This is a genomic window from Shinella sp. AETb1-6, from assembly GCF_009826875.1.
In the GTDB taxonomy this organism is placed as follows: Bacteria; Pseudomonadota; Alphaproteobacteria; order Rhizobiales; family Rhizobiaceae; genus Shinella; species Shinella sumterensis.
Genome location: NZ_WUMM01000005.1, coordinates 211,665 through 236,073, shown reverse-complemented (window position 1 = coordinate 236,073; position 24,409 = coordinate 211,665). Strand labels below are relative to the sequence as shown.

The window sequence follows — 24,409 nt, the reverse complement described above, 5'->3', positions numbered from 1 at the left end:
ATGGGCGTCGCCGGCTCTGGCAAATCCGCCGTCGGGGCGGCGCTCGCCGCACGTCTCGGCGCCCGCTATCTCGATGGCGACGACCTGCATCCGCAGGCGAATATCGAAAAGATGAGCCGCGGCGAACCGCTCACGGACGAGGACCGGTGGCCATGGCTCACCCTTGTGGGCCGACAACTGGCAAAGCCGGAGGGCATCCTGATCATCGGCTGCTCGGCACTGAAACGTCGTTATCGCGACCACATCCGCGCAGAGGCCGGCGCCCCCGTGACGTTCGTGCACCTTGCCGGCAGCCGCGAGCTGATCACTAGGCGCATGGGCGCCCGCGCCGGGCATTTCATGCCGACGAGCCTCATCGACAGCCAGTTTTCGGCGCTCGAGCCGCCGGAGGCCGATGAAAGCGCCGTCACCGTGGACATCGATGCACCGCTGGACGTGCTGGTCGGGACGATCGCCACGAGACTTGAAGAGACCACCCGGGATGATGCCGGGAACGGGTGACGATCCCGCGCGACATCAATGTGATCGGTCGCACGGGATCGTCGATCTCATCAGGCGCCGTTCAGATAGGGCGCGATGAGGCTGAGATCGGCTTCGCCCAGACGGTCGTTGGCGGTGTTTCTCTGGTGCCAGTAGGGATATTGCAGCCACGGCTGGCTGACCTGGTCGAGACGACGACGTTCCTCGTCGCTCAGCTTCAGCTCCGCGGCGGCGAGATTGTCCTTGAACTGTGCCTCGGTGCGCCCGCCGATGATGACGGATGTCACGCCCTTGCGGCCAAGCAGCCAGGCGAGCGCCACCTGTGCGGCCGAGACACCACGCTCTCCGGCAATGGCCACCAGCGTCTCCACGATGGACCAGAGGCGGTTTTCATCGCGGATCGGCGGCTCCGTCCAGCCGGCAAACTGGCGCGTGCCTTCCGGCGCACCCTGATCGCGGCGATGCTTGCCGGAGAGAAGGCCGCCGGCGAGCGGGCTCCAGACGAGGATGCCGAGGCCCTGGTCGATGCTGATGGGAACGAGCTCGTTTTCTGCGTCGCGGCTCTCCAGCGTATAGTGGATCTGCTGGCTCACGAACCGCTGGAGCCTGTCGCGCTCCGACACGCCGAGCGCCTTCATGATGTGCCAGCCGGAGAAGTTCGAGCAGCCGATATAGCGCACCTTGCCCTGGCGCACGAGCGTATCGAGCGCTTCCATGGTCTCTTCCAGCGGGGTGAGGCCATCCCATTCGTGCACCTGGTAAAGATCGATCACGTCGGTCTTCATCCGCTTCAGGCTTGCCTCGCAGGCGGCGATGAGGTGCTGGCGCGACAGACCGCTGTCATTCGGGCCGTCGCCCATCGGAAAGCGGGCCTTTGTAGCGATCAGGACGCCGCTTCGGCGCGGGCCGCCAAGGATTTCGCCGAGAATTTCCTCGCACACGCCCTGCGAATAGGCATCCGCCGTGTCGATGAGGTTCACCCCGGCATCGACGCAGAGGTCGACGAGGCGGCGCGCATCGGCGACGCCGAGATCGCCCACCGTCTTCGCCCAGCCCACGCCCCCGAAGGTCATGGTGCCCATGGTGATTGCCGAAACCTTGAGGCCGGAGCGGCCAAGCTGCCGATATTCCATTCGCCTTCTCCCTTCAGATTGCAGAGCCTGCGCCGCACACGGTGAGCCGGGTGCGGCGCAGGCTGCGTTTCAGAACCGCGTCATTTCGCGCTGATCATGTCGCGCCAGAGGTCGATGCCGCCTTCCGTGGCGTGGGTATCGATTTCTTTCAGCTCTTCCTCGCTGAAGGCGAGATTTTGCAACGCATCAAGCGAATCGTCGAGCTGGGCGACGTTTCGCGCGCCAATCAGCGTGGACGTCACGCGTGGATCCCGCAGCACCCAGGCGATCGCCATCTGGGCGAGCGACTGGCCGCGGCGCTTGGCGATCTCGTTCAGCGCGCGCACGCGGGCAAGGTTGCCTTCGCTCAGCAGTGCCTCGTCGAAGGAGCCGGCGCGGGCAGCGCGCGCGTCCTGCGGAACACCATTGAGATATTTGGACGTGAGCAGACCCTGCGCGAGCGGCGAGAATGCGATGCAGCCGACGCCGAGTTCGCCCAGCGTGTCGAGCAGGCCGTCCTCGATCCATCGGTTGAGCATGGAATAGGACGGCTGATGGATCAGCAGGGGCACGCCTTCGGCACGCAGGATGCGCTCGGCCGCGCGGGTGCGCTCCGGCCCATAGGAGGACAGGCCGACATAAAGCGCCTTGCCCTGCCGCACCATCTGGATCAACGCGCCCATCGTCTCCTCGAGCGGCACATCCTCCGTCGGACGGTGGGAGTAGAAGATATCGACATAGTCGAGACCCATGCGCTGCAGGCTCTGGTCGAGGGACGCGAGCAAGTGCTTGCGCGAGCCGCCGCGGCCATAGGGCCCGTCCCACATCTCCCAGCCCGCCTTCGACGAGATGACGAGCTCGTCACGGTGATGGCGAAAATCCTTCTTCAGGATGACGCCGAAATTCTCTTCCGCGGAGCCGGGCGGCGGGCCGTAATTGTTGGCGAGGTCGAAATGCGTGACGCCACGGTCGAAAGCGCGGCGCACGACGCTTCGGCCGGTCTCGAAGAGATCGATGCCACCAAAATTGTGCCAGAGGCCGAGCGAAATCGGCGGCAGGCGGAGACCGGCGTTTCCGCTGCGGCGATAATCGGTGCCGTCGTAACGGTTGGGATTGGCGAGATACATGCTGTCTCCTTTGTATTTCAGCCGGGCGGGACCGGGCTCCGGCAGTCCGGCATCAGGGGTACGCCGTCGCGATCATTGCATCAATGACCAATCGCTCAACGGATCATTGAGCCAGGCTCAACGATGGCGCGGTTGCACTTCGCGAATGGTCTGGATCAGCGCCTGCAAACCGTAGGGCACCTGCCGCCGGCTGGAATAGTAGAAGGCCAGCGGCGGCCCGAGCGACGACCAGTCCGGCACCGCGCGCTCCAGCCGACCGGCCCGCAGATACGGTTCGGCCACCTTCTCCAGGCAATAGGCGATGCCGATGCCCGATAGCGCCGCCGACACCGAGACATCCGTCGAGCCCGATATCAGCGCACCGGGCACATCGATCTGCCGCTTGTCCTCGCCGCGCTCGAATTCCCAGTGATAGATCTGCCCACGCCCCGTGCGGATACGAATGCAGTTGTGCGACAGCAGGTCCTCGGGCTTGGTGGGTCGTCCCGAGCGGGCGAGATAGGCGGGCGAGGCCACAGCCACCCAGTTCAGCGCCTCCGTCACCGGCACGGCGATCATGTCCTCGGGAATGGTGCCGGCGTAGCGCAGACCCGCATCGAAGCCCTCCGCCGTCACGTCCACGAAGTAGTCGTTGGAGGCGATTTCCAGCTCGATATTCGGATAGCGTTCGCGAAACAGCGGCAACACCGGCGTGAGCAGCAGGTCGACGGCATCGCGCAGCACATTGATGCGCACGCTGCCCGCGATACCGCTGAAGCGGCCCTGCAACTCCTCCAGCCCGCTCGTGATGAGATCGAGACCGGCCGAGACCTTCTCGGCCAGTGCGGATCCCGCCGCCGTGGGGGAAACGCTTCGGCTCGTCCTGTTCAAGAGCCGCACGCCGAGCCTCGCCTCCAGCGCCTTCATGCGGTGGCTGAGGGCGGACACGGAGATCTCAAGCTGGTCGGCGGCCTTGCGGAAGCTGCGGGCGCGAACGATCTGGAGGAACACCGCCAGATCGGATAGCTCGTTGCGATTGGAAACCATGCTCACCGTCACCCCCTCGCCCCGTCATAAATCGCGCGACGGAGCGCGTCAAAGCGCGGTCAGGTCTTGTTGACGCTCGCCGCGTAGATTTCCTCGATCGTCTTCCCGAGGCTCGCATTGAACGCCGCGTCGTCCATCGTCGCGCGCAGGTCCTCCGTGAGCGCGCGGGAGAAGCTGGCGACCATGCCGTGGTTGCGGCTGAGCTTTTCGCAGGCATCCGCACGGCTGTAGCCACCCGACAGCGCCACGACGCGCGCGACGGCCTTGTGCTCGACCAGCGGCTTGTAAAAATCCGCCTGGGTCGGAAGGGTGAGCTTGAGGAAAACCCGCGTGCCGGCCGGCAGCGCATCCAGCTCGCGGGCGAGTTCGTCGCGCAGGCGCGCTTCCGCCTCCTGCTTGCTGGGGCTGCCGATGGAGACTTCCGGCTCGATGATCGGGACGAGGCCGTGGTCAAGGATCTGGCGGCCGATCTCGAACTGCTGGCGCACGACCGCGCCGACACCGGCCTTGTCGTCCTTGGCGATGACCGAGCGCATCTTGGTGCCGAATATGCCCTTGGCGGTCGCGCGCTTGAGCAGCGCGTCGAGATCGGGCATCGGCTTCAGCACCTGTGCGCCGTTTTCTTCTGCCGCAAGGCCCTTGTCGACCTTCAGGAACGGCACGACGCCGCGGTCTTCCCAGAGATAGGTCGGCACGGGCTTGCCGCCCGCCTCGCCATCCATCGTCTTTTCGAACAGGATCGCTCCAATCACCCGGTCGCCGGAGAAGGCCGGCGCGGTCATGATGCGCACGCGCATCTCATGCATCAGGCGGAACATCGCCTCATCGCCGTCATAGTCGGTCTCGGCAATGCCGTAGAGCTTCAGCGCACCCGGCGTCGAACCGCCGCTCTGGTCGAGCGCGGCGATAAATCCGGGCTTGTCTTCCATCTGCGACATCATTTTCGGATCGGTCATCTCGCCTCCTCCTGTTTTACCGGCTTCGCTCCGGCCGGGCCTGTTTGTGACTGTGAACATAGACCAGAACGGACGTAATCCAACCGGTACCCGGTCGCTTTTTCAATACCGCCGCGCGACTGGCGAACCGTGTCCGCCAAAACGCCTCGGGGTTGCGGGGTGTCCGGCAAGAATCCACCTTGACGGACATTCGCAGGCGTCGCACACTCTCTTCGACCGTCCCCTTGCCCGCTCCGGCCATGCCGCAAGGCCACGGTCACGGCCAGGCGCATCTGCCCCGCCACATGGGGATGCGAGCCGATCCTCCTCCTGACAAGGACGTCAGACAATCAACCCGCAACCGTCGATGTCGTGCGCCGCGCAAAGGCGCGCGTCTTGCCTGTTGCGGTCCATCTTGCGCAGCCGGAGCACCACTCCGGGTGCCCCATGCGCTTGTCTCGCGCGGAAAGGACCCATCATGACCGTCTCTGCCAGAATCGTTTCCGATCTGCTCGCCGATCTCGGCAGCCTCACCATTGCGCAGGTGCAGGCAGCTTTCGCGGCCGGCACGCTGACTTCCGAAGACCTCGTGCGCGCCTCGCTCGCCCAGGTGGAGAAGCTGAACGGCAAATACAATGCCATTATCTTCTCGTGCGACGACGCCCTTGAGCAGGCCCGCGAGATCGACCGCCGCCGGGCGGCCGGCGAAGCGCTCGGGCCGCTGGCCGGCATCCCCGTCGTCATCAAGGATACGGTCGACATGGTGGGCTATCCGACCACGGCAGGCTGGCGCCTGCTCTATTCGGGCACCGGCGGCATCGATCTCTTCCCCGAGCGGGATGCCCCGGTGGCGGCCCGCATGAAGGCCGCGGGCGCCGTGATCCTCGGCAAGACGAATGTGCCGATCCTGAGCTGGACCGGCACCCACGCCAATGACAGCTGGGCGGGACCGACGATCAACGTCGCCATCGAGGACCGCGCGCCGGGCGGCTCCAGCGCGGGCACGGCAAGTGCTGTCGCCGCGCATATGTGCCTTGTCGGCCTTGCCGAGGAAACCGGCGGCTCGATCCAGAACCCCGCCTCCGCACAGGGTCTCGTCGGCATCAAGCCGACCATCGGCATGGTGCCGAATGCCGGCGTCGTTCCGCTTTCGAGCAATCGCGATGTCGTCGGGCCGATCGCCCGCACGGTCGCAGACGCCGCCCTCTGCCTCGACGCTATCGCCGGCTTCACCTGCGAGGACCCCAAGACGCTCGCATCCATCGGTCACATTCCGCCGGGCGGCTTTGCCGCCAATCTCTCGCGCGACGCCCTCAAGGGCAAGCGGATCGGCCTTTACGGTCCGGGTTGGCGCAAGGACAAGCTTTCCGACGAGACGGCGGCACTTTACCAGCGCGCCAAGGGCGAACTGGCCGCTGCCGGCGCCATCCTCGTCGACGATCCCTTTGCCGGCACGGATTTCAACACCCACCGGCAGATCACGCCCGGCACGCCGTTCTTCGACGGGCGCGGACTGGAATCCCTGCCCTACGACATCACCTGCTATCTGCGCCGCCTCGGTCCCGAGGCGGCTCTGAAGAGCTGGGAGGAGTTTGCCGCTGCGACGAGCGCGGAAAATCCGCTCGCCCCCGGTGCCATCCTCGGCTACCTCAACGAGCTGCCGGACTTCCTGGAAGCCGTGAAGGCGCCGGCCGTGCCGCCGGCCATGCCGGAATTCGCGGCCCTCAAGGAAACCTATCTCAGGCTGCTCGACACGGTGTTCGCGCACCACCAGCTCGACGCGCTCGCCTATCCGCAGATGCTTGGCGAACTGCCCGGCCTGCATTCCGGCGATGCGATCAAGGAAACCACGGTGGGTGAGCTCAACATTGCCGGCATTCCAGGCATCACCGTGCCCGCCGGATACTACGCTTCGGGCGCGCCGTTCGAACTCATCTTCCTCGCGCGGCAGTGGGATGACGCCAAGATCATCAACTTCGCCTACGCCTATGAGCAGGCCACGCTGCATCGCAAGCCGGCGGTCTGACCGCTGCGCTAAAGCCGGGCCGGCATGTCGTGCCGGCCCGGTTCGTCTCGAACGGTCGTGTGACGGCACGGCGACGCTCACTCTTATGCGCGGCGTGGCAATGTCGCCCTTGCCAGATTGCCGGCGGCCTGACATGATCCGGGCTATTGGTATTTCAGGATCCTTGAGCGGGGTGGCTCTCGACCGGCAACGGGCGGGAGCTTTTTTGTTTTGGCGGTAGGCATGCGGAATGATGATTGGCGCGTTGGCGTCCTTTTTTCGGAAACCGGGGTGACCGGCGCGGTGGAGCGCACACAGCGCGCCGCGACATTCCTCGCGATAAACGAGATCAATCGCGCCGGCGGGGTGCGGGGGCGGCCCATCGTGCCGATCGCCTACAACCCCGCGTCCATCCCCGCGAACTATCGTGACATGGCCTTGAAGCTCGTCGACCAGGACCGGGTCGACGTCGTCTTCGGCTGCCACATGTCCAGCACACGCAAGGCCGCACTGCCGGTGATCGAGGCGCGCGGCGCGCTTCTGTTCTATCCCACCCTCTACGAGGGCTTCGAATATTCGCGCAACTGCATCTATACGGGCGCGGCGCCGAACCAGAATTCCGTGCAGCTCGTCCAGTTCCTCACGCAGAACTACGGCAACCGGGTGTTTCTCGTCGGCTCGAACTATGTCTATCCCTATGAATCGAACCGCACCATCGCCGATCTCTTCCTGCGCGGCGGCGGCCAGGTGGTGGACGAGATGTATGTTCCGCTCGCCCTTGATGACGCCAGCATCGCAACGATCATCGAGCGCATCCGTCGCACGAAGCCCGACGTCATCTATTCCACGGTCGTGGGAGACGGCATCGTTCCCTTCTTCAAGGCCTTCAAAGCGGCGGGCTTCGATTCCAAACACATGCCCATCGCCAGCCAATCGACCAGCGAGGCCGACTTCCGGCAGCTGGCGCCCAGCGTCGCCGAGGGTCACGTCACCGCAGCGCCGTTCTTCTCCACGATCGACCGCCCCCAGGCGCGGGAATTCGTCGCAAGCTACCACAAGGCATTCGGTGACGACGTCCTTCCGACTGCACCGGCCGAGGCGGCCTATTTCCAGGTCCACCTCTTCGCCCAGGCCCTCGAACGGACAGGCAGCATGGCGCTCGGTGATCTGCTGCCGGCCCTTGCGGGCGTCGAATACGATGCACCGCAGGGGCTGGTGAAGATAGACGGCGCCACCAATCACACCCATTTGTGGCCGCGGGTGGCGAAGGTGAACGCAAACGGCGAATACGACATCGTCTACGATCCCTCCGTCCGCGTCGCGCCCGATCCGTTCATGCTGGAATACAGACCGGAGTCGGCGATGTCGGCGACCCGCGATGCCGTCGGTCTTTAGGAGGCAGGATGTCATTTGCGCTTCTACGAGATCTCCGGGACCTCAAGGTGCTCGTGCTCCATCCCAACAACGCCGAGGGCCAGTCGCTGACCGAGCATCTAAGGCGTATCGGCTGCACTCCCACCCAGATCTGGCCCGTTCCACCGGAGCTGCCCCTCGGCACCGACGTGGTCTTCCTGGCGATCGAGGACGACGCCCGTCCCGAGATCGAGCGGTTCATCAAGAACCAGCCCAAACCCGGCCCGACCATGCTGGCGATCGTCGGTTACGAGAACCCGTCGACACTCCAGATCGTGCTGGAGAGCGGAGCCCAGGCCGTGGTCGAGCGGCCGATAAAACCTTTCGGCCTGCTGACCAATCTCGCCATTGCCAGAAACCTCTGGCTGGAGCAGCAGCGCCTCCTCAAGGAGGCACGCAAGTACCGCAGGAAAGCCATGGGCGACCAGCAGCTCGCCCGCGCCAAGGCCATTCTCATGGCCCACAATGGGGCGACGGAAAACGAAGCATATCAAGATCTTAGGCGACAGGCGATGGAGCGCCGCGTTTCCATCGAGGAGGTGGCGAAGTCCATCGTTCTGTCCGAGGAGCACTTGCGCGCCTCTCCGAAACGTGCTTAGTTCGTCCCTGTCCTGAGGGACACAATATATCCATGGGTCCCCGTGCAACGTCATGGCCATTCATGGAAGCGGCACAGAGGAAAGTGCCAACGGCAAGGTAGCCCGCAGGTTCGAAAGAGCCTCGCGGGTTTTTTATTGTCGCCTGACAAGGTCGTCAGTCCCACCAAAGCGAAAATCAGCACCGGAATGCCGTTCTACGGCGTCCGGAGGCGTCGCGGCATGCAACGTTCATCAACAAGGGGAACACAATGTTGAACAGACGCAATTTCCTGAAGACCACAGCGGCCGCATCGGTCGTCCTTTCGGCGCCGACGCTCATCGGCCGCGCCTTTGCCGCCGACCCGATCCGCGTCGGCGCGCTCTATTCCCAGACCGGTGGTTTGTCGGTCGTCGAAAAGCTTCTTGCCAATGCAGTGCAGATGGCCGCAAGCGAGATCAACGCCACAGGCGGCGTGCTCGGCCGGCCAATCGAGGTCGTCGTGGAAGACGGCGCCTCCGATCCGAAGACCTTCAGCGAGAAGGCCTCGTCCCTCATCCTCAAGAACAAGATCGATACCGTGTTCGGCTGCCACACCTCGGCGAGCCGCAAGGCCGTCTTGCCGATCTTCGAGCGCCGCAACGCCACGCTGTTCTACCAGACCCACTACGAAGGCTTCGAGTGCTCGCGAAACGTGGTCTATTCCGGCGCGGTGCCCAACCAGCAGCTCGGCAAGTACATTCCCTGGATCGTGGAGACGCTCGGCAAGAAGAAGTTCTTCATCGTCGGCTCGAACTACGTCTATCCGCGCGAGATGGCGAAGGTCTCCAAGAAGCTCATCGAGGCCAGCGGCGCCGAATGGGTGGCGGACGAGTATCTGGAACTCGGCCATTCCGAATGGGCGGTCATGGTCAACAAGATCAAGGAATCGGGCGCCGACGTCGTGCTCTCCAACGTGGTCGGCGACAGCATCATCGCCTTCTATCGCGAGTTCAAGAACCAGGGTCTTTCCCATGAGACCATCCCGATCTGCGCGACGGTGACCTCGGAAATCGAGATCGCCGCGATGGGCGCGGAATATGCGGCCGGCAGCTACATGTCGGTGCCTTACTTCATGTCGATCGATACGCCTGCGAACCACACCTTCATCGACAATTTCCGCAAGTTCACCAACGATCCGAAGGCCGTTACCTATCACTCGCTCGAAGCGGCCTATTTCCAGGTCTTCCTCTGGAAACAGGCGGTCGAGAAGGCTGGCAATCTGGATCCGCAGGGTGTGCGCGACGCCATTCGCGGCCAGAGCTACGATGCGCCCGGCGGCAAGGTGACGATCGACGCCGACAACCTGCATTGCTGGATGACGCCGCGCATCGGCCAGTGGCAGGCCGACGGCCAGAGCAAGATCGTCCGCGAGGAGCCGGCCCCGGTGAAGCCGCTGCCCTATTCCGCTTATGGCGAGACCGAAGACAACCTGTTCTGCACCGCCAAGGGCCTCGATCAGGCAAAGCTCAAGGGCTAAGGCGGCGAACAGCGCCCGCCGGGTCCTTGCGGCCCGGCGGCTTTCGCTGACCGGAAGGAACAGCTCAATGTTTGATGTGATTTTCATTGGCCTCAGCCTCAGCTCGATCCTGCTGCTGGTGGCGCTGGGGCTTGCCATCACCTATGGCGCCATGGGCGTCATCAACATGGCGCATGGCGAAATGGTGATGATCGGCGCCTATGTCGCCGTGCTGTCGAGCATCTGGCTCGGCGCCAATTTCCTGCTCGCCATCCCCATCGCTTTCGTGGTGACCGCCCTGCTCGGGCTTCTCATCGAGCGCCTCGTGGTGCGTCGCCTCTATGGCCGCCTTCTCGATACGCTTCTGGCCACCTGGGGGATTTCCATCCTCATCCAGCAGGCCGTGCGTCTCGAATTCGGCCTCACCTTCTTCGGCATCCATATCGACGGGCTCGGCCCGGGTCTTCAGAACGTGACCGTGCCGGCCTATCTGCAGGGTACGGTCTCCGTCGCCGGGCTGGAATTCAACGGCTACCGCGCCTTCATCATCGGCGTGACGCTCGCGCTGACGGCGCTGACCTGGCTCATCCTCTACCGCACATCGGCCGGCGTGCAGGTGCGCGCGATCATCCGCAATCCGAAGATGGCCGCCGCCTGCGGCATCGACGTCAAGCGCGTCAACGCGCTGACCTTCGCCTTCGGTTCGGGGCTCGCAGGCGTTGCCGGCGTCATGATGTCGGGCTTCAAGACCGTGTTTCCCGATATGGGCGCGACCATGGTGGTCGATGGCTTCATGGTCGTCGTCACCGGCGGCGTCGGCAGTATTTTCGGCACGATCCTGTCCTCGGGCCTTCTCGGTGAGATCAATGCGCTCGTCGCAATCGGCACGAACGACATCATCGCGCGCGCGGTGGTTTTCGGGGTCGTGATCGGCGTGATCCTGTTCAGGCCCAACGGGCTCTTCTCATACAAAGGACGCTGACCCCATGGCGCTCGAACGCAAGATCCAGCTCGCGGCCTATGGACTGTTCATTGCCGCGCTCTTCCTCGCTCCGGCTTTCGGCGACGAGTTCTGGCTGAACCGCATCGCGAAATATCTCGTCTACGGCATGCTCGGGGTCGCCATCGCGCTGACATGGGGCTATGCCGGCATTCTCAACTTGGGACAGGGCCTGTTCTTCGGCATGGGGGCCTATATGCTCGCCATGTCGCTGAAGCTTTCCAGTCCCACAAGCCTGGCGCAGGGCTCGGACACGCCAGTGCCGGATTTCATGCTGTGGAACGCAGAGCCCGGAGCGCCGACGGACCTGTGCTGCATCAACAAGGGATCCTTCCTCTGGTTGCCCTTCCAGCACCAGTGGTTCGGCCTTGCCATGGGTATCGTCCTGCCGGTCGTCATCGCAGGCGTGCTCGGCGCCATCATCTTCCGCAAACGCATCTCCGGCGTCTTCGTGTCGATCATCACATTGGCGCTCGTGCTTCTCGTGCGGCTCGTCCTGGTCGACGCGCAACCCATAACCAACGGCTTCAACGGCCTGACGGACCTCGGCTGGCTGACGATCGGCGGCATCGAATTCGATCCCTACAGCCGGGCCACCTACTATCTTTGCGCGGCATCGCTTTCGCTCACCTTGATTGCAGCACGGCTGCTCGCCGACACACGGGCGAGCCTCATCCTCCAGGCGATCCGCGACGACCAGCTGCGCGCCCGCTACCTCGGCTTCGACGTGCCCGTCTACCAGACGTTCTTCTTCGTCGTGTCGGCGGCCATCGCCGGATATGCCGGCATGCTCTACGTGGTCGTCACCGAATTCGCCTCGCCGACCTTCATGGACCTCTCCTTCTCGGTGACGATGGTGGTGTGGGCGGCCGTCGGCGGGCGCTCGTCGCTGCTCGGCGCCTGCATCGGCGCCATCCTGATCAACATGATCGAAGCGCAAGTCAGCGAGACCGAGGCGCTTGTCGAAGCGTGGAAGGCGATTATCGGGCTCATCTTCGTGCTCGTCGTGCTCTTCATGCCGCGCGGCCTGGGCGGGCTCGCCCATTCGCTTGTCGCCCGCTTCCAACGGGATGAACAGCCTTCGGTCTCCGCGACCGCAGGCGCTGCACGATCGGAGACCGCGTGACATGAACCAGGCACTCGCACTCAACGGCCTGAGCGTTGCCTTTGGCGGCTTCAAGGCGATCAAGAATGTCAGCCTGAGCGTCGCGAGCGGCGAGCTCAGGGTCCTCCTCGGCGCCAATGGCGCGGGCAAGACCACGCTGATGGATCTCATCAGCGGCAAGATCCGCAGCACCGACGGCAGCGTGCGCGTCTTCGGCCATGACATCACGAACTGGCCGGAGCACCGCATCGCCCGAGCCGGGATCGGCCGAAAGTTCCAGATCCCGAGCGTGTTTCGCGATCTCACCGTCGAGCAGAACATTCAGGTGGCCTGCTGCAACAAGCATCCGTCTGTTTTCGCAAATCTTCGCTTCGGTGTTTCGGCCGAGCAGCGGCGCCGCATCGCCGAGATACTGGACCTGACAGGCCTGGTTGCGGTCGCGCGCAAGACGGCGGCGTTCCTCAGCCACGGGCAAACCCAATGGCTGGAGCTCGGCATGCTGATGGCGCAGGACCCGAAGGTCATTCTGCTCGATGAGCCGACGGCCGGCATGACCCATGCCGAGACGTCCAAGACCGCCGATATCATCAACCGCCTCAAGGGTCGCCACACCCTGCTCGTCGTCGAGCATGACATGGGGTTCGTGCGTGAAATCGCCCAGCACATTACCGTCCTGCATCTCGGCGAGGTGCTGGCGGAAGGCAGCGTGGCGGAGATCGAGACCGATGCGCGGGTGCGCGCGGCCTATCTCGGTTCGAAGGGAATATCCTGATGCTCTCGATCAAGAACCTGAACAGCTATTACGGCCGCAGTCATGTTCTGCAAGGCATATCGCTGGAAGTGCCCGCCGGCAGGATTACAAGCGTTCTCGGTCGAAACGGCACCGGCAAGACGACGTTCCTCAAGACCCTGATGGCACTGACGGACCGCAGCACCGGCGCCTTGGTGCTGGATGGCCAGGATATCTCATCTGCGCAGACCCACCAACGCGCGCGCGCCGGCATCGCCTATGTGCCGCAGGGCCGCGAGATCATTCCCGATTTCACCGTGCGGGAAAACATCCTCATGGGCTCGTTCGCACGTGCCGACCGCAAGCATGTCGTGCCTGAACTGGTCGGGGAGCTCTTTCCCTATCTGGTCGAGAATTTCGACCGTCAGGGCGGCCTCCTGTCGGGCGGGCAGCAGCAGCAGCTGGCCATTGCAAGGGCGCTCGCCACAGGCCCCAAGCTTCTGCTGCTCGACGAGCCCAACGAAGGCATCCAGCCCTCCATCGTCGAGGAAATCGAGCGTGCCATCGTGCGTCTCAACCGTGAACTCGGCATGACGGTGATCCTCGTGGAGCAGAACATCGCCTTTGCGCGCGAGGCCTCGGATCATTTCGCCATGATGGAAAAGGGCAGCATCGTCGCGCAAGGCCCGGTTTCCGCGCTGACGGATGACCTCGTGCATCGCCATATGACGGTTTAGTCCGTGCGGAAAGCAGGGAGGGCCGGAGACAGGGCGGGCCGAGAGAGCCGGCCCGCCGCTCCACGCGACGAGGGGGCGAAACCGCCCCCTCCCCTGGCTTTTCCGTTCCCTTACTTCTTGCCGCCCCAGCGCTCGGGATAGCCCGGCAAATCCTGGCAGCCGCACAGGCTGTAGTGCAGCGGCGGCATCCGCTCGTCGACATAGTCGGCCAGCACGTCCTGCGTGATCGCCGGCTGCGGAAGCACCCATTCCGGTCCGGGCACCTGCTTGCCGTCAAGCACATCCAGCGCGGCGATAACGGCCGTGCGCCACTGATAAGTCGGATAGGATGGACCGATAGCCGTCAGCTTGTCCGACTGCCACTTGCGCAGGAAGTCCTGCTGGTCCTCGCCGCTGATGACGGGATAGGGCAGGCCCGCATCCTCGAAGGCTTCCAGCGCAGCCGTCGCCGTATCCCCGGCATCCATCCACACCGCGTCGATCTTGACCCCGCGATTGATGTAGTCTTCCACGACGGACTTTGTCTTCGCCCGGTCGCTGCCGGTAAATTCAGAGCCGATCACGTTGATGCCGGCTTCGTCGAAGATGTTCTTCGCCGCCGAGTAGCGCGTCTCCAGCACGTCGACGCCGGGCATGATGCGCAACGCCAGCACGTTGTCGCCCTTCTTCAGCTTGCCGGCTATGAACTCGCCCGACGTAATCCCGAAGCCGTAGCCGCCGACCGGATGGATATAGGTGACCGGGCAGGACGTGTTGACGCCGCGGTCGAAGACGATGACCGGGAGCTTGCCGCAGGCCGCCTCGACAGCCGGGGTAAGCGCCGCCGTCGTGTTCGGCGACACGATCAGCGCATCACACTTGCCGCCGCTGACCAGCGCCTCGATATCGGAAATCTGCTTGTCGTCCTTGCCTTCCGCGTCCACGACGATCAGCTCCTTGAGGCGATCCTTGTGCAGGTCAGCCTCGGCATTGAGGTTGTTGAGGCCCACCACGCGCCATGGGTTGAAGACGCCGGCATTGGAGAAGCAGAGCGTGACCTGACCGTCCTTCTTGTACTTCACCGTATCGACCATTCCCTCGCCGAGATGCTGCGCCCAGGGCTGGCCTTCCGGGCCCTGAGGCGTCATCGCCAACTGCTCGCGCTGCTTCTTGAACTCGGCTGGATCGTTGAAATCCTGCGCCAGCGCCTGGCTGGCGAATGTGAGCGCCACCGTGGTCGCCATAAGTGTCCTGAATGTCATGTCTTCCTCCTCCAGAATGCCGGCTTTGCCGGCGGTTGATGTCGAGTTCCCCCTAGGCCCTCCGGCGGCCACGCCAGACGGTTGCGCCCACGGCGGCAATCAGGATCGCGCCCTGGATGCTGTCGCGCAGCGCCTGTGGCAGGCCAAGCAGATTGAGCAGGGTGAAAAGGGCAAAGAGGCTGAGGGCGCCGAACACCGCGCTCCACACCGAGCCCCGCCCGCCGAGCAGCTGCGCGCCGCCGATGACGCAGGCGGCAATGGCCTGCAGTTCCAGCCCCTCTCCGGCATTCACCGAAACGCCGGAGAAGCCGCCAAGCAGGATGCCCGCCGTCACCGCCGACACGGCCGAGACGACAAAAGCGAGGATGCGCGTGGCGGCGACCGGCGTGCCGGCCAGTTCCGCCGCGCGCGGGTTGTCGCCGACCACAAGAGCGCGCTTGCCATAGACCGTACCGTTCAGCCCCCACCAGGCGATCGCGACGAAGCCCAAGAGGACGATCACCGCCAGTGGAAGCGTGCCAACGAACGGCACGTCGCGCAGCACGAGCCGACCAAGATTGCGAAAGTTCTCGGGAAGGTCGCCGCGCGCCGCACCCCCCGACCAGGCAAGCGCCAGACCGTTGACGGACAGCATGGCACCGAGCGTCGCGATGATCGATGGCACCTTGAGAAAGGCGACGACGAGGCCGTTTACCAGACCGACGGCGATACCCATGACATAGAGTGCGCCGATCACGGCCCAGGTCGTCTCCGGATCACCGTTGATGAGGATCGATGCCGCCAGAACGACGAGCGTCGCGACGGCGCCCATGGACAGGTCGAAGCCGCCGGTCAGGATGACGTAAAGCTGGCCGCAGGCGAGAATGACGAGCGGTGCCGCGCGGCGCAGGAAGTTCATGAACAGCCCCGGCTCCAGATAGTTCGGCTGGAGGAAGGCGATGGCGGCATAGAGCACGACGAAGATCACGAGGCCGGCATTGAGCGCGATGCGCGCGGGGCGGCGGGGAAGCGCAGAGGCCTGCGGCGCGGTGGTCATGCGACATGCCCCTTCGTGCGGACGGCGTGGACGGCGACGGCTGCGATCACGATGGCGCCGCGCAGCACCTGTTTCAGGAAGGCATCGATGCCCAGCATGTTGAAGCCCGCATCGAGGCTGGCAAAGAGCAGCACGCCGGCAAGCGTGCCCGCCACCCCGCCCTTGCCGCCGGCCAGGATCGTGCCGCCGATGACCGTGACGGCGATGGATTCGAGATCGTAGATGCCGTCGCGGCCGATCCAGGGCGTGCCCGATTGCAGGCGCGCGGCAAGATAGAGCCCCGACGCACCGGCGAAGAGGCTAGCCACGACATGGGCGGACAGGATCACCTGCTCGGTGCGAATACCGGCAAGCCGCGCGCCGTCCGGATTGCCGCCGACGGCATAGATGCGCGCGCCGAACAGGGTGCGGTCCAGCACGAAGGCGGCGGCCAGCGACAGCGCGGCGAGAAGCACGAGCGAATAGGGCACCCCTAGTAGCCCACCATAGGCCAGGACCTGAAACTCGCGCGCAACCGCCCCCTGCAACATGCCGAAGGATGCCGCCAGAACGCCCTGGATGACGAGCCCCGTGCCGAGCGTGGCGATCAGCGGATTGATCCCGCCATATGCGACCAGCGCGCCGTTGATCAGGCCGACCATGAGGCAGAGACCAAGACAAAGCACGATGGCCGGCAGCATCATGGTCGGATCGCCCTGCATGACGTGCGAGGCGAGAACGGCGACGGCGCTGACGAGTGCCGCGACCGAAAGGTCGATCGAGCCGACGAGGATCACAAAGGTCTGCCCGATGGCCACCAGACCCAGCGCCACCATGCGCTGGAAGAGGCCGAGGATGCCCGATGCGCTCAACTGCGCGGTTTCGCCGGTCGACAGCGCGATGATGATGTAGAAGCCGAGAGACAAGCCCGCGAGCAGTACGGAGACCGGCAGGCGCGGCGCACGCGGCGTGATCCTGGTAATATCCGTCGTCATGGGCTTTCCTCCTTTTCCGGCGCACCGCTGGTGCCGAGCGCGAGGTGCATGACGTCCTCCTCCTGCGCGCCACGCGGTACTGTTCCAGCCATTCGGCCGCGATGCATGACGACGATGCGATCAGCGATGCCGATCAGCTCCGGCATATCTGAAGAGACGACGACGATGCCGCGTCCCAGATCGGCGAAGCGGCGCATGGTCTCGTAGATCGCAGCCTTGGCGGCGATGTCGATGCCGCGTGTCGGCTCCACGAAGACCAGCACGTCGGATTCCTGCGCCAGCCAGCGCGCGATGATCGCCTTCTGCTGGTTGCCGCCCGAGAGCGTGCCGATCTCCTGGCCGAAATCCGCCGCGCGCACATCCATGGCACGCAGTTTCTCGTCGATGGCATCGGGTGCCAGACGGCCATGTTCCGGCCGCGTGAAAAGCCCCGCGATGGCGCGCAGGGCAAGAAGCGCGTTGTCGCGCACGGACTGGCGCAGTGCCAGCCCCTCGCCCTTGCGGTCGCCCGGCAGATAGCCGATGCCTGCTGCCGTCGCCTGGCGGGGTGTTCGAAGCGCCAACGGCTGACCACGCAGGAACACCGTTCCGCTCGTTAACGGCGCGTCGCCGACCAGCGCCTGCGCCAGCGCCGCCTTGCCGGAATCCTCCAGTCCTGCCACGCCGACGATCTCGCCTGTGCGCACCTCGAAGGCGATGTCCCGCATGTAGGCATTCGCACCCTCCTCAACCGCAAGCAGCACAGGGCCGGGCGCGGACGATGGCGGGGCCGGGTAGAAATCCTTGAGGTCACGGCCGACCATCGCCCGCACGATCTCGCCGACCGGCGCCTCTCCGGTGCGTCGCGTCCAGATCCTGCGGCCGTCCTTCAGCACGGTGATGCGGTCGGCGATGGCCGTGACCTCGGGCATGCGATGGGAGATATAGACGATGGATACCCCCTCGCCGCGCAGGGTGCGCACGAGATTAAGAAGCGTGCGGCTGTCGCGCTCGTCGAGGGCCGCCGTCGGCTCGTCCATGACAAGGATGCGCGCGTCGAGAAGCAGCGCCTTGGCGATTTCGACAAGCTGCTGCACGGCGATGGACAACGAGGAGACGAGCGTTTGCGGATCGACATCCGCGCCAACGCGCGCAAGAAGCCCTGCCGCCCTGTCCCGCATGGCTGCCTTGTCGAGCATGCCGCGTTTGGCGATCTCGCGGCCCATGAAGATGTTTTCCGCCACCGTGCGGTGCGGCAGGAGGCTGAGCTCCTGGTGGATGATGGCGATGCCCGCCTCGGCCGCTTGCCGTGGATGCGTGAAATGCACCGCCCTGCCCGCTAGACGAATCTCGCCCGCATCCGGGCGGTAGCTGCCGCCAAGGATCTTCATCAGTGTGGATTTGCCCGCGCCATTCTCGCCGCAGATGGCATGGACCTCGCCCGGCAGGCACTCGAAATCCACCGCGTCGAGTGCACGCACGCCCGGAAAGGCCTTACTGATGCCGGTCATGGCGAGGGCGGGTTCGACCGTCATGCCAGCCGCTCTCCCGCCGCCGCCCATTCGCGCCTGACAAAGGCGACGCTTTCGGCAAAGAGGCTGTCGAGGTCATCGAAAAGATCGCGCCAGACGCGTGTGGCACCGGCAAGCTCCGGCAGGGCACGGCCAAAAGATTCCACCGTCAGCCAGCCATCGTAGCGGCAGCGGCGCAGCGCATCGAAATGCGCGGCGAAGGGCACATGGCCGGAGCCCGGGACGCCCCGATCGTTCTCCGAAACATGAAAATGGTTGATCTCATTATGGTAGCGCTCGTAGGTCGCCGGCGGATCCTTTTCCTCGATATTGGCGTGAAACGTGTCGAACATGTAGCCATAATTCGGGTGATTGACGGCGCGGTAGACGGCCGACGCCTGCGCAACGGTCGACATCATGTAGCATTCGAAACGGTTGACCGCTTCGGCCGAAATGCGAACACCCGCCGGTGCCGCATAGTCCGCCAATGCATGCATCGCCTCCACACAGCGATCGAATTCCTCCGGCGTCGGCCCAAACCCGGTGAAGACACCCACAGGGGAGTGCAGCGGGCCGGCGACAATCTCCCCACCCATGGCTGCGGTGCAGTCGACGATCCAGCGATGGTGATCGCGGGCTTTCGCCCGCACCGACGCGTCTGCGCTGATGGGGTTGGCCTCCGGCGTCGCGACGGCCGCGGCACCGGCGACGAGGCCGATATCGGCAAGAAGCCGGCCGACCGCCGCATAGTGCTGCTCTTTGCCGGAGAAGACGGGAACCTCTACGGCATCGTAGCCGAGCGCCTTCAGCCGCTCGAGCTGGCGCGCGTGCTGCATGCCGATATCCGCACCGATGACCAGCAGGTTGAATGCGACCTTCACTGACGTCCTCCCCTTCGCCGCGATGGCCCTCTCCTCAGGACCACCGTCAACGAGACCCACAATGACAGACTTGACTCGTGCAATCTTGCGGATGACAACAGTGGTAAATTTCTTAAGTCGTTTTGTGTTGGGAGGCGCGAAATGAACAGGCACACGGTGATTTCTCCGGCCGGCTACAGGCCCTCTGTTTTCCGCCAGCCAGACTCGGTCATGTATGCTGACAATTGCAAGGAACTGCAGGCCGCGGCGCGCCGCGGCGAGGTCGAACTGCATGCCTGGACGCGGGGAAATTATCCCGGCATTTCGCTGGATGGGCGACTGTCGGGCATCCGGACCGTCGGTTTCTGGGACGCGCGCCACAGCCAGACCTGGGGGCTCGGCCGGCATTGCAACGAAGGCTTCAAGATAGCCTACCTCGCGCGCGGCAGCCTCGATCTCGTCGTGGACGACACGCCCCATACGCTGAGCCAGGGGCAGTTCATCGTCATTCGCCCATGGCAGCTGCATTCGATCGGCAGCCCGAATGTCGGGCCGAGCCGGCTGCTCTGGATCATCCTCGATGCCGGCCTGCGCCGGCCGAGCGAGACACCGGACTGGCCGGACTGGCTTGTCTTTTCCCGCGCGGAGGCGACCCGTCTCGGCGAAATCCTGACGCAGAACAACCAGCCCGTCTGGGACGGCGGCCTCGAACTGTGCCGGGCCTTCGAGGCGATCCCCTCCATCCTTCTGGAACGCAGCCCCGAGGACGGCGAGACTCGCCTCAAGGTCGCGATCAATGCGATGATGCTGAGCCTCATCGATCGTATGAGCGAGCAGGTGCCGGCACTTGATCCCGACCTTTCCACCTCGCAGCACACGGTCGCGATTTTCCTGCGCCGTCTCGCGCATGCGCTGGACGAGGACTGGACGCTGGAAGGCATGGCGGAGGAATGCGGCCTGTCGCGCACCCGCTTTTCCGATTACTGCAAGAAGCTCACCAACATGGCGCCGCGCCAGTACCTCCAGCACCTGCGGCTGGAGCAAGCCTCACGCCTTCTGCGGGAGCCGCACAATACGAGCGTGACGGAAATCGCGCTCAGCTGCGGCTTCAATTCCAGTCAGTACTTCTCCAACGCCTTCAAGAAGCGCTACGGCCATGCCCCGAGCCACGCGCGCTAGGCGCCTGGCCGGTTACCAGCGCAGCAGCCTGCGGCCGAGAAGCGCCCCGACGGCGGTTACGGCCCCGATGGCGATCGTATACCAGGTCGCAAGGAAGAGCGGGCTGTCATCAGGGCAATGCCATGCATAGATGGCGGCGGCGATTGCACCGGCGGCAAGACCGGCCGCAGCCCCCGCAGATGTCGGGTTTTCCGGCGCGCCATTGCGTAAAATGAAAAGAAGTGCTGCAAGCGGCGCAAGCGACAGCAGCGGCACGAAGAACAGGCAGAACAGAGCATTGCCACCGAGCCAGTTGGCCCGCCAGGAAGCGACCGGCAGCGCCACAAGTTCGGTGAATACCGCTGCCGAAACGGCCATAACGGGCACGACAAGCAGCAAGGCCGGGAGCCGCGTTGCGGCCCCGGGCCGGCCGATGCGCGACACAAGCCGCGCGGCAAGTACGGCGAGCAGTACCGTGACCATGATCTTGAAGAACACCCGCGGCGTCTCGACGACGCTGGCCAGGTTGTGCCGCAGTCCGACGGTGGAAGTCAGCAGCAGAGCCGACAAGACGATGCCCACCCCCAGCGCAAGCATCATCCCGCGGCTGTAACGAAGCCGAACGGGCGCATCTTGCGCCATTAGGGTGATCAGATCGTCTGTCTTCATGTCATTCGCTCCGGTAAAGGGCGGCCAGCGACTTCAGCGCTCGGTGGAGAGCAACGCGCACCGCGACCTCACTCATTTTCAGCCGCGCCGCCGTTTCACGCACGCCCTTCCCTTCCAGAGAGATGGAGCGCACGATATCACGCTGCGGATCCTTCAGACGCGCCAGAACGCTTTCCGTGTCGAGCCGGTCGGCCGCATCGCTGGACACTTCCCCCGCCTCCAGAAAATCCGCGACATCCTCGATCGGAACATGCGCATGACGGCCGCGGCGGCGCAGGCTGTCGACAAGTTTGTTGCGCACGATCGTCGTCAGCCAAGGGCCGAGGGGCCGGGTCGTGTCCCAGGTGGCACGCTTCAGATGAACCGCCAGAAGGACTTCCTGCACCACGTCTTCCGCTTCGCTTGCCGGCGCGCCGTACTGGTCGCAGCGCCGCCGCGCCATGGCGCGCAGGTGCGGCGTCACTGCAATCAGGAAACGGTTATAGGCCTGCGCATCGCCGTTCATGGCAAGGCGCAGCCAGGCCGCCCATTCCTCTTCGCGCGCCGACTGTTTCACGTCTCATGGCCTACGCTGGCAAACACGCGATTGTTACCCGACCCGCAAAAGAAATGCGACCCGCCTCGTAAAAGGCGGCACACGGCACGATGAAACACCGTTGCACGAAAATTCGCTCTCGATCCTGTAACGCCGCCCCGGTGCTCAGCGTAGCCGTTCATGTTCAGTCAATGACGGCTGGGCCGAAAACGGAGATGAAGAATGAAGACCACGATCGCCACCCTCGCTCTTGCAGGATCGCTCGCGTCCGCACTTGCCGCCATCGCCACGCCAGCCGCCGCCGATGACGCCAAGGAGAAGTGCTACGGCATTGCGATGAAGGGCCAGAACGACTGCGCCGCCGGACCCGGAACCACCTGCGCGGGCACTTCCAGGGTCGACTATCAGCAGAACGCCTTCAAGCTGGTCCCGAAAGGCACCTGCGTTTCGATGAAGACCCCGACCGGCCACGGCATGCTGGAACAGGGCCCGGCTCCCGCCTGATCGCCGGATCGCCAACGGACGGCGTCATACGACGCCGTCACCTCCCGTCCGAAAGGTTTGCCATGATTGCGTCCTCCCTTCCCTCGCGCGTGGGCATCGGCTTCAAGCCGGAGCATTTCGCCGACATCCTCGCCGAGCCGCAGCCCGTCGGTTTTTTCGAAGTGCATGCGGAAAACTACATGGGTGACGGTGGGGTACCGCATGCCCAGCTTGCCCGGCTGCGTGAAGACTACGCGCTCTCCATCCACGGTGTCGGCCTTTCCATCGGCTCCATGCAGGCATTGGACCGCCCGCATCTTTCCCGCCTCAAAACGCTTTGCGACCGCTACCAGCCGGAAAGTTTTTCCGAGCACCTCGCCTGGTCCACGCATGACGGCGTCTTCCTCAACGACCTGCTGCCCTTGCCCTATACACGGGAGACGCTCGACCGTGTCTGCGATCATATCGACACGGTACAGGCGGTTCTCGGCCGCCGCATGCTTCTGGAAAATCCTGCGACCTACCTTCTTTTCGCCGAAAGCACGATCGAGGAGACGGCGTTTCTTGCGGAAATCGCGCGGCGAACCGGCTGCGGGCTGCTGCTCGACGTCAACAACGTCTTTGTCGCCGCAACCAACCACAATATCGACCCGCACGACTACATCGCCCGCTTCCCGCTGGAGGCCGTGTGCGAAATCCATCTCGGCGGCCATTCCGAGATCGTCGACGATCTCGGCGCCCCTCTGCTCGTCGACAGCCACGATACGCCAGTGAAGGACCCCGTCTGGGCGCTCTATCGGACGGTTCTTCAAAACACCGGCCCGATCGCAAGTTTGATCGAATGGGACAACGACGTGCCCGCCTGGCCGGTGTTGCGCGAGGAGGCGTCGGCCGCGCAGCGGCTGCTCGACGCGGCCGCACGCAAGAGGGTGGCTTGACCATGTCGCAAACCATGCAATCCGCTTTCGCCGCCGGGCTGTTCGACGCGCACCCGCCACCGCCGGGCCTGGCCGCCTGGAACAAGGCGACGCCTCAGAGGCGCTACGCCGTCTACAGCAACAATGTCGAGACAAGCCTGACCGGGGCGCTCGCCGCTCGCTTTCCGGCAGCCGAACGCATCGTGGGAGCGGATTTCTTCCGCGCCATGGCCGGCGCATTCATCAGGGCCTGCCCACCGCGCTCACCCGTGCTGCTTGCCTATGGCGACGCGTTCCCGGATTTTGCCGCGCGCTTCGAGCCGGCACGAGACGTCGTCTATCTGGCGGATGTGATGCGGCTGGAGTTCGCGCGTGGCCAGGCCTATCACGCGGCCGACGCATCACCGCTCGATCCCGGTAAGCTCGCCGGTATCGATCCGCGCCGGCTCGAGGAGCTGATCTTTGTTCCCCATCCATCCCTATCGATCCTGTCCTCGCTCCATCCGTTTCATACCATCTGGGCGATGAATACCGGCGAGCGGCCGCTCGCCGACTTGGAGCACTGGGATGGAGAGCACGTGCTTGTCGTTCGTCCACGCCTGATCGTCGACGTCATCCCGCTGCCGGGCGATTGCGCGAACTTCCTGCGCAGGCTTGCTGCCGGATCAATGCTCGGCGAAGCGGCAGCACTTGCCGGCGGCGAGGATTTCGATCTTTCGCATGCCCTTGCCATCCTGCTCCGTTCCGGGGCTTTCACGACATTCAGGGAGGGCTAAAGCCAATGAGAACCGACGCGATGACTGATCATGCAACAGGCGTCGCCCGCAGCCTTTCCGAAAGGGTGGTCGCGGCGCTCGAACGCATCCCGAACGGGTTGATCGCGCTGATCGCACGCCTCTCCATCGCAGCCGTCTTCTGGCAGTCGGGCCAGACGAAGGTCAATGGCTGGATGCTGTCCGACAATGCGCTCTACCTTTTCGAGAATGAATACAAGCTCCCCCTTATAGACCCTTGGCTTGCCGCTCATCTCGCAGCTCTGGCAGAGCATATATTTCCTCTTCTGCTGGTCGTCGGCCTGGCGAGCCGCCTGTCCGCGCTGGCGCTCCTCGGCATGACGCTGGTGATCGAGATCTTCGTCTATCCCGGGGCCTGGCCGACTCATGGCACCTGGGCGGCCTGCCTGCTTTTCATCGCAGCCCGGGGACCGGGTCCTTTGTCGCTGGATGCGCTGATCGCGGGTCAAACGAGGCGGCGGGGAAAGTGAGGGGGGCCTCATTCCTAGCCACCGCGTTTGAACGCCTG

The 24,409-nt window shown here is 64.4% G+C and carries 25 protein-coding genes; 14 read left to right on the top strand and 11 right to left on the bottom strand.

Annotation, left to right across the window (positions count from 1 at the left end):
* A complete protein-coding gene (locus GR158_RS11005) occupies window positions 1–501 on the top strand; it encodes a gluconokinase (RefSeq protein WP_160871124.1) in 501 nt (166 codons plus the stop codon).
* A 50-nt stretch (window positions 502–551) separates the two neighbouring features.
* Here the strand turns inward: GR158_RS11005 and GR158_RS11000 are convergent, their stop codons facing one another.
* The 4 genes from GR158_RS11000 to GR158_RS10985 all read right to left on the bottom strand — a co-directional run bounded on the left by GR158_RS11000 (window position 552) and on the right by GR158_RS10985 (window position 4,701).
* Window positions 552–1,613, bottom strand: coding sequence for an aldo/keto reductase (locus GR158_RS11000; RefSeq protein ID WP_160871123.1), 1,062 nt, complete (start codon window positions 1,611–1,613; stop codon window positions 552–554).
* An 80-nt stretch (window positions 1,614–1,693) separates the two neighbouring features.
* Window positions 1,694–2,719, bottom strand: coding sequence for an L-glyceraldehyde 3-phosphate reductase (gene mgrA / locus GR158_RS10995; protein ID WP_160871122.1), 1,026 nt, complete (start codon window positions 2,717–2,719; stop codon window positions 1,694–1,696).
* 117 nt (window positions 2,720–2,836) lie between these two features.
* Complete coding sequence (locus tag GR158_RS10990) at window positions 2,837–3,745, bottom strand: LysR family transcriptional regulator (RefSeq protein WP_160871224.1); 909 nt, start codon at window positions 3,743–3,745, stop codon at window positions 2,837–2,839.
* Window positions 3,746–3,804: 59 nt separating this feature from the next.
* A complete protein-coding gene (locus tag GR158_RS10985; RefSeq protein WP_160871121.1) occupies window positions 3,805–4,701 on the bottom strand; it encodes a fructose bisphosphate aldolase in 897 nt (298 codons plus the stop codon).
* Between the two features lie 457 nt (window positions 4,702–5,158).
* Between GR158_RS10985 and GR158_RS10980 the strand changes: the two genes are divergently transcribed.
* The 8 genes from GR158_RS10980 to urtE all read left to right on the top strand — a co-directional run bounded on the left by GR158_RS10980 (window position 5,159) and on the right by urtE (window position 13,744).
* Window positions 5,159–6,706 carry an amidase gene (locus tag GR158_RS10980; RefSeq protein WP_160871120.1) on the top strand — a complete coding sequence of 516 codons (1,548 nt, stop codon included), beginning with the start codon at window positions 5,159–5,161 and terminating at the stop codon, window positions 6,704–6,706.
* 222 nt (window positions 6,707–6,928) lie between these two features.
* Window positions 6,929–8,080, top strand: a complete 1,152-nt coding sequence (locus GR158_RS10975; protein WP_160871119.1) for a transporter substrate-binding domain-containing protein — start codon at window positions 6,929–6,931, stop codon at window positions 8,078–8,080.
* 8 nt (window positions 8,081–8,088) lie between these two features.
* Window positions 8,089–8,697, top strand: a complete 609-nt coding sequence (locus GR158_RS10970) for an ANTAR domain-containing response regulator (RefSeq protein ID WP_134651076.1) — start codon at window positions 8,089–8,091, stop codon at window positions 8,695–8,697.
* A 248-nt stretch (window positions 8,698–8,945) separates the two neighbouring features.
* The gene (locus tag GR158_RS10965; protein ID WP_160871118.1) at window positions 8,946–10,193 is read left to right on the top strand and encodes a transporter substrate-binding domain-containing protein; all 1,248 of its coding nucleotides are present in this window, start codon (window positions 8,946–8,948) and stop codon (window positions 10,191–10,193) included.
* A gap of 67 nt (window positions 10,194–10,260) precedes the next feature.
* Window positions 10,261–11,154 (top strand): urea ABC transporter permease subunit UrtB, encoded by an 894-nt coding sequence (gene urtB / locus GR158_RS10960; protein ID WP_160871117.1) that lies wholly within the window; start codon window positions 10,261–10,263, stop codon window positions 11,152–11,154.
* Between the two features lie 4 nt (window positions 11,155–11,158).
* Entirely contained in the window at window positions 11,159–12,298 is a 1,140-nt protein-coding gene (gene urtC, locus GR158_RS10955) for an urea ABC transporter permease subunit UrtC (protein WP_160871116.1), read from the top strand.
* 1 nt (window position 12,299) lies between these two features.
* Entirely contained in the window at window positions 12,300–13,049 is a 750-nt protein-coding gene (urtD, locus tag GR158_RS10950; protein WP_134651084.1) for an urea ABC transporter ATP-binding protein UrtD, read from the top strand.
* Window positions 13,049–13,744: an urea ABC transporter ATP-binding subunit UrtE gene (gene urtE / locus GR158_RS10945; RefSeq protein WP_134651087.1), complete on the top strand. Its 696-nt coding sequence runs from the start codon at window positions 13,049–13,051 to the stop codon at window positions 13,742–13,744. Before urtD ends, urtE begins: the two co-directional genes overlap by 1 nt.
* 110 nt (window positions 13,745–13,854) lie before the next feature.
* On the opposite strand, the gene GR158_RS10940 is transcribed toward urtE, so the two are convergent.
* From GR158_RS10940 to GR158_RS10920, 5 genes are read right to left on the bottom strand one after another with little or no spacing between them, the layout of a single operon-like run.
* Window positions 13,855–14,985: a substrate-binding domain-containing protein gene (locus GR158_RS10940; protein ID WP_246665617.1), complete on the bottom strand. Its 1,131-nt coding sequence runs from the start codon at window positions 14,983–14,985 to the stop codon at window positions 13,855–13,857.
* A 52-nt stretch (window positions 14,986–15,037) separates the two neighbouring features.
* Entirely contained in the window at window positions 15,038–16,021 is a 984-nt protein-coding gene (locus GR158_RS10935; protein WP_160871115.1) for an ABC transporter permease, read from the bottom strand.
* Window positions 16,018–16,995 carry an ABC transporter permease gene (locus GR158_RS10930; RefSeq protein WP_160871114.1) on the bottom strand — a complete coding sequence of 326 codons (978 nt, stop codon included), beginning with the start codon at window positions 16,993–16,995 and terminating at the stop codon, window positions 16,018–16,020. Before GR158_RS10930 ends, GR158_RS10935 begins: the two co-directional genes overlap by 4 nt.
* Complete coding sequence (locus tag GR158_RS10925; protein WP_160871113.1) at window positions 16,992–18,509, bottom strand: sugar ABC transporter ATP-binding protein; 1,518 nt, start codon at window positions 18,507–18,509, stop codon at window positions 16,992–16,994. The genes GR158_RS10930 and GR158_RS10925 overlap by 4 nt, the downstream gene beginning before the upstream one ends.
* Window positions 18,506–19,366: a sugar phosphate isomerase/epimerase gene (locus tag GR158_RS10920; RefSeq protein WP_160871112.1), complete on the bottom strand. Its 861-nt coding sequence runs from the start codon at window positions 19,364–19,366 to the stop codon at window positions 18,506–18,508. Before GR158_RS10920 ends, GR158_RS10925 begins: the two co-directional genes overlap by 4 nt.
* 141 nt (window positions 19,367–19,507) lie before the next feature.
* Between GR158_RS10920 and GR158_RS10915 the strand changes: the two genes are divergently transcribed.
* Window positions 19,508–20,524, top strand: coding sequence for a helix-turn-helix domain-containing protein (locus GR158_RS10915; protein WP_134651097.1), 1,017 nt, complete (start codon window positions 19,508–19,510; stop codon window positions 20,522–20,524).
* A 12-nt stretch (window positions 20,525–20,536) separates the two neighbouring features.
* Here the strand turns inward: GR158_RS10915 and GR158_RS10910 are convergent, their stop codons facing one another.
* Complete coding sequence (locus GR158_RS10910) at window positions 20,537–21,172, bottom strand: NrsF family protein (protein ID WP_160871111.1); 636 nt, start codon at window positions 21,170–21,172, stop codon at window positions 20,537–20,539.
* A 1-nt stretch (window position 21,173) separates the two neighbouring features.
* Window positions 21,174–21,728 (bottom strand): sigma-70 family RNA polymerase sigma factor, encoded by a 555-nt coding sequence (locus GR158_RS10905; RefSeq protein WP_134651101.1) that lies wholly within the window; start codon window positions 21,726–21,728, stop codon window positions 21,174–21,176.
* Between the two features lie 201 nt (window positions 21,729–21,929).
* Here GR158_RS10905 and GR158_RS10900 point away from each other — a divergent pair, with 201 nt between their 5' ends.
* The 4 genes from GR158_RS10900 to GR158_RS10885 all read left to right on the top strand — a co-directional run bounded on the left by GR158_RS10900 (window position 21,930) and on the right by GR158_RS10885 (window position 24,371).
* Window positions 21,930–22,211, top strand: coding sequence for a DUF2282 domain-containing protein (locus GR158_RS10900; protein ID WP_160871110.1), 282 nt, complete (start codon window positions 21,930–21,932; stop codon window positions 22,209–22,211).
* Window positions 22,212–22,273: 62 nt separating this feature from the next.
* The gene (locus GR158_RS10895) at window positions 22,274–23,128 is read left to right on the top strand and encodes a DUF692 family multinuclear iron-containing protein (RefSeq protein ID WP_160871109.1); all 855 of its coding nucleotides are present in this window, start codon (window positions 22,274–22,276) and stop codon (window positions 23,126–23,128) included.
* A 2-nt stretch (window positions 23,129–23,130) separates the two neighbouring features.
* Complete coding sequence (locus GR158_RS10890) at window positions 23,131–23,883, top strand: DUF2063 domain-containing protein (RefSeq protein WP_160871222.1); 753 nt, start codon at window positions 23,131–23,133, stop codon at window positions 23,881–23,883.
* 20 nt (window positions 23,884–23,903) lie between these two features.
* Window positions 23,904–24,371, top strand: coding sequence for a DoxX family protein (locus GR158_RS10885; protein ID WP_202402240.1), 468 nt, complete (start codon window positions 23,904–23,906; stop codon window positions 24,369–24,371).
* Window positions 24,372–24,409 lie beyond the last annotated feature (38 nt).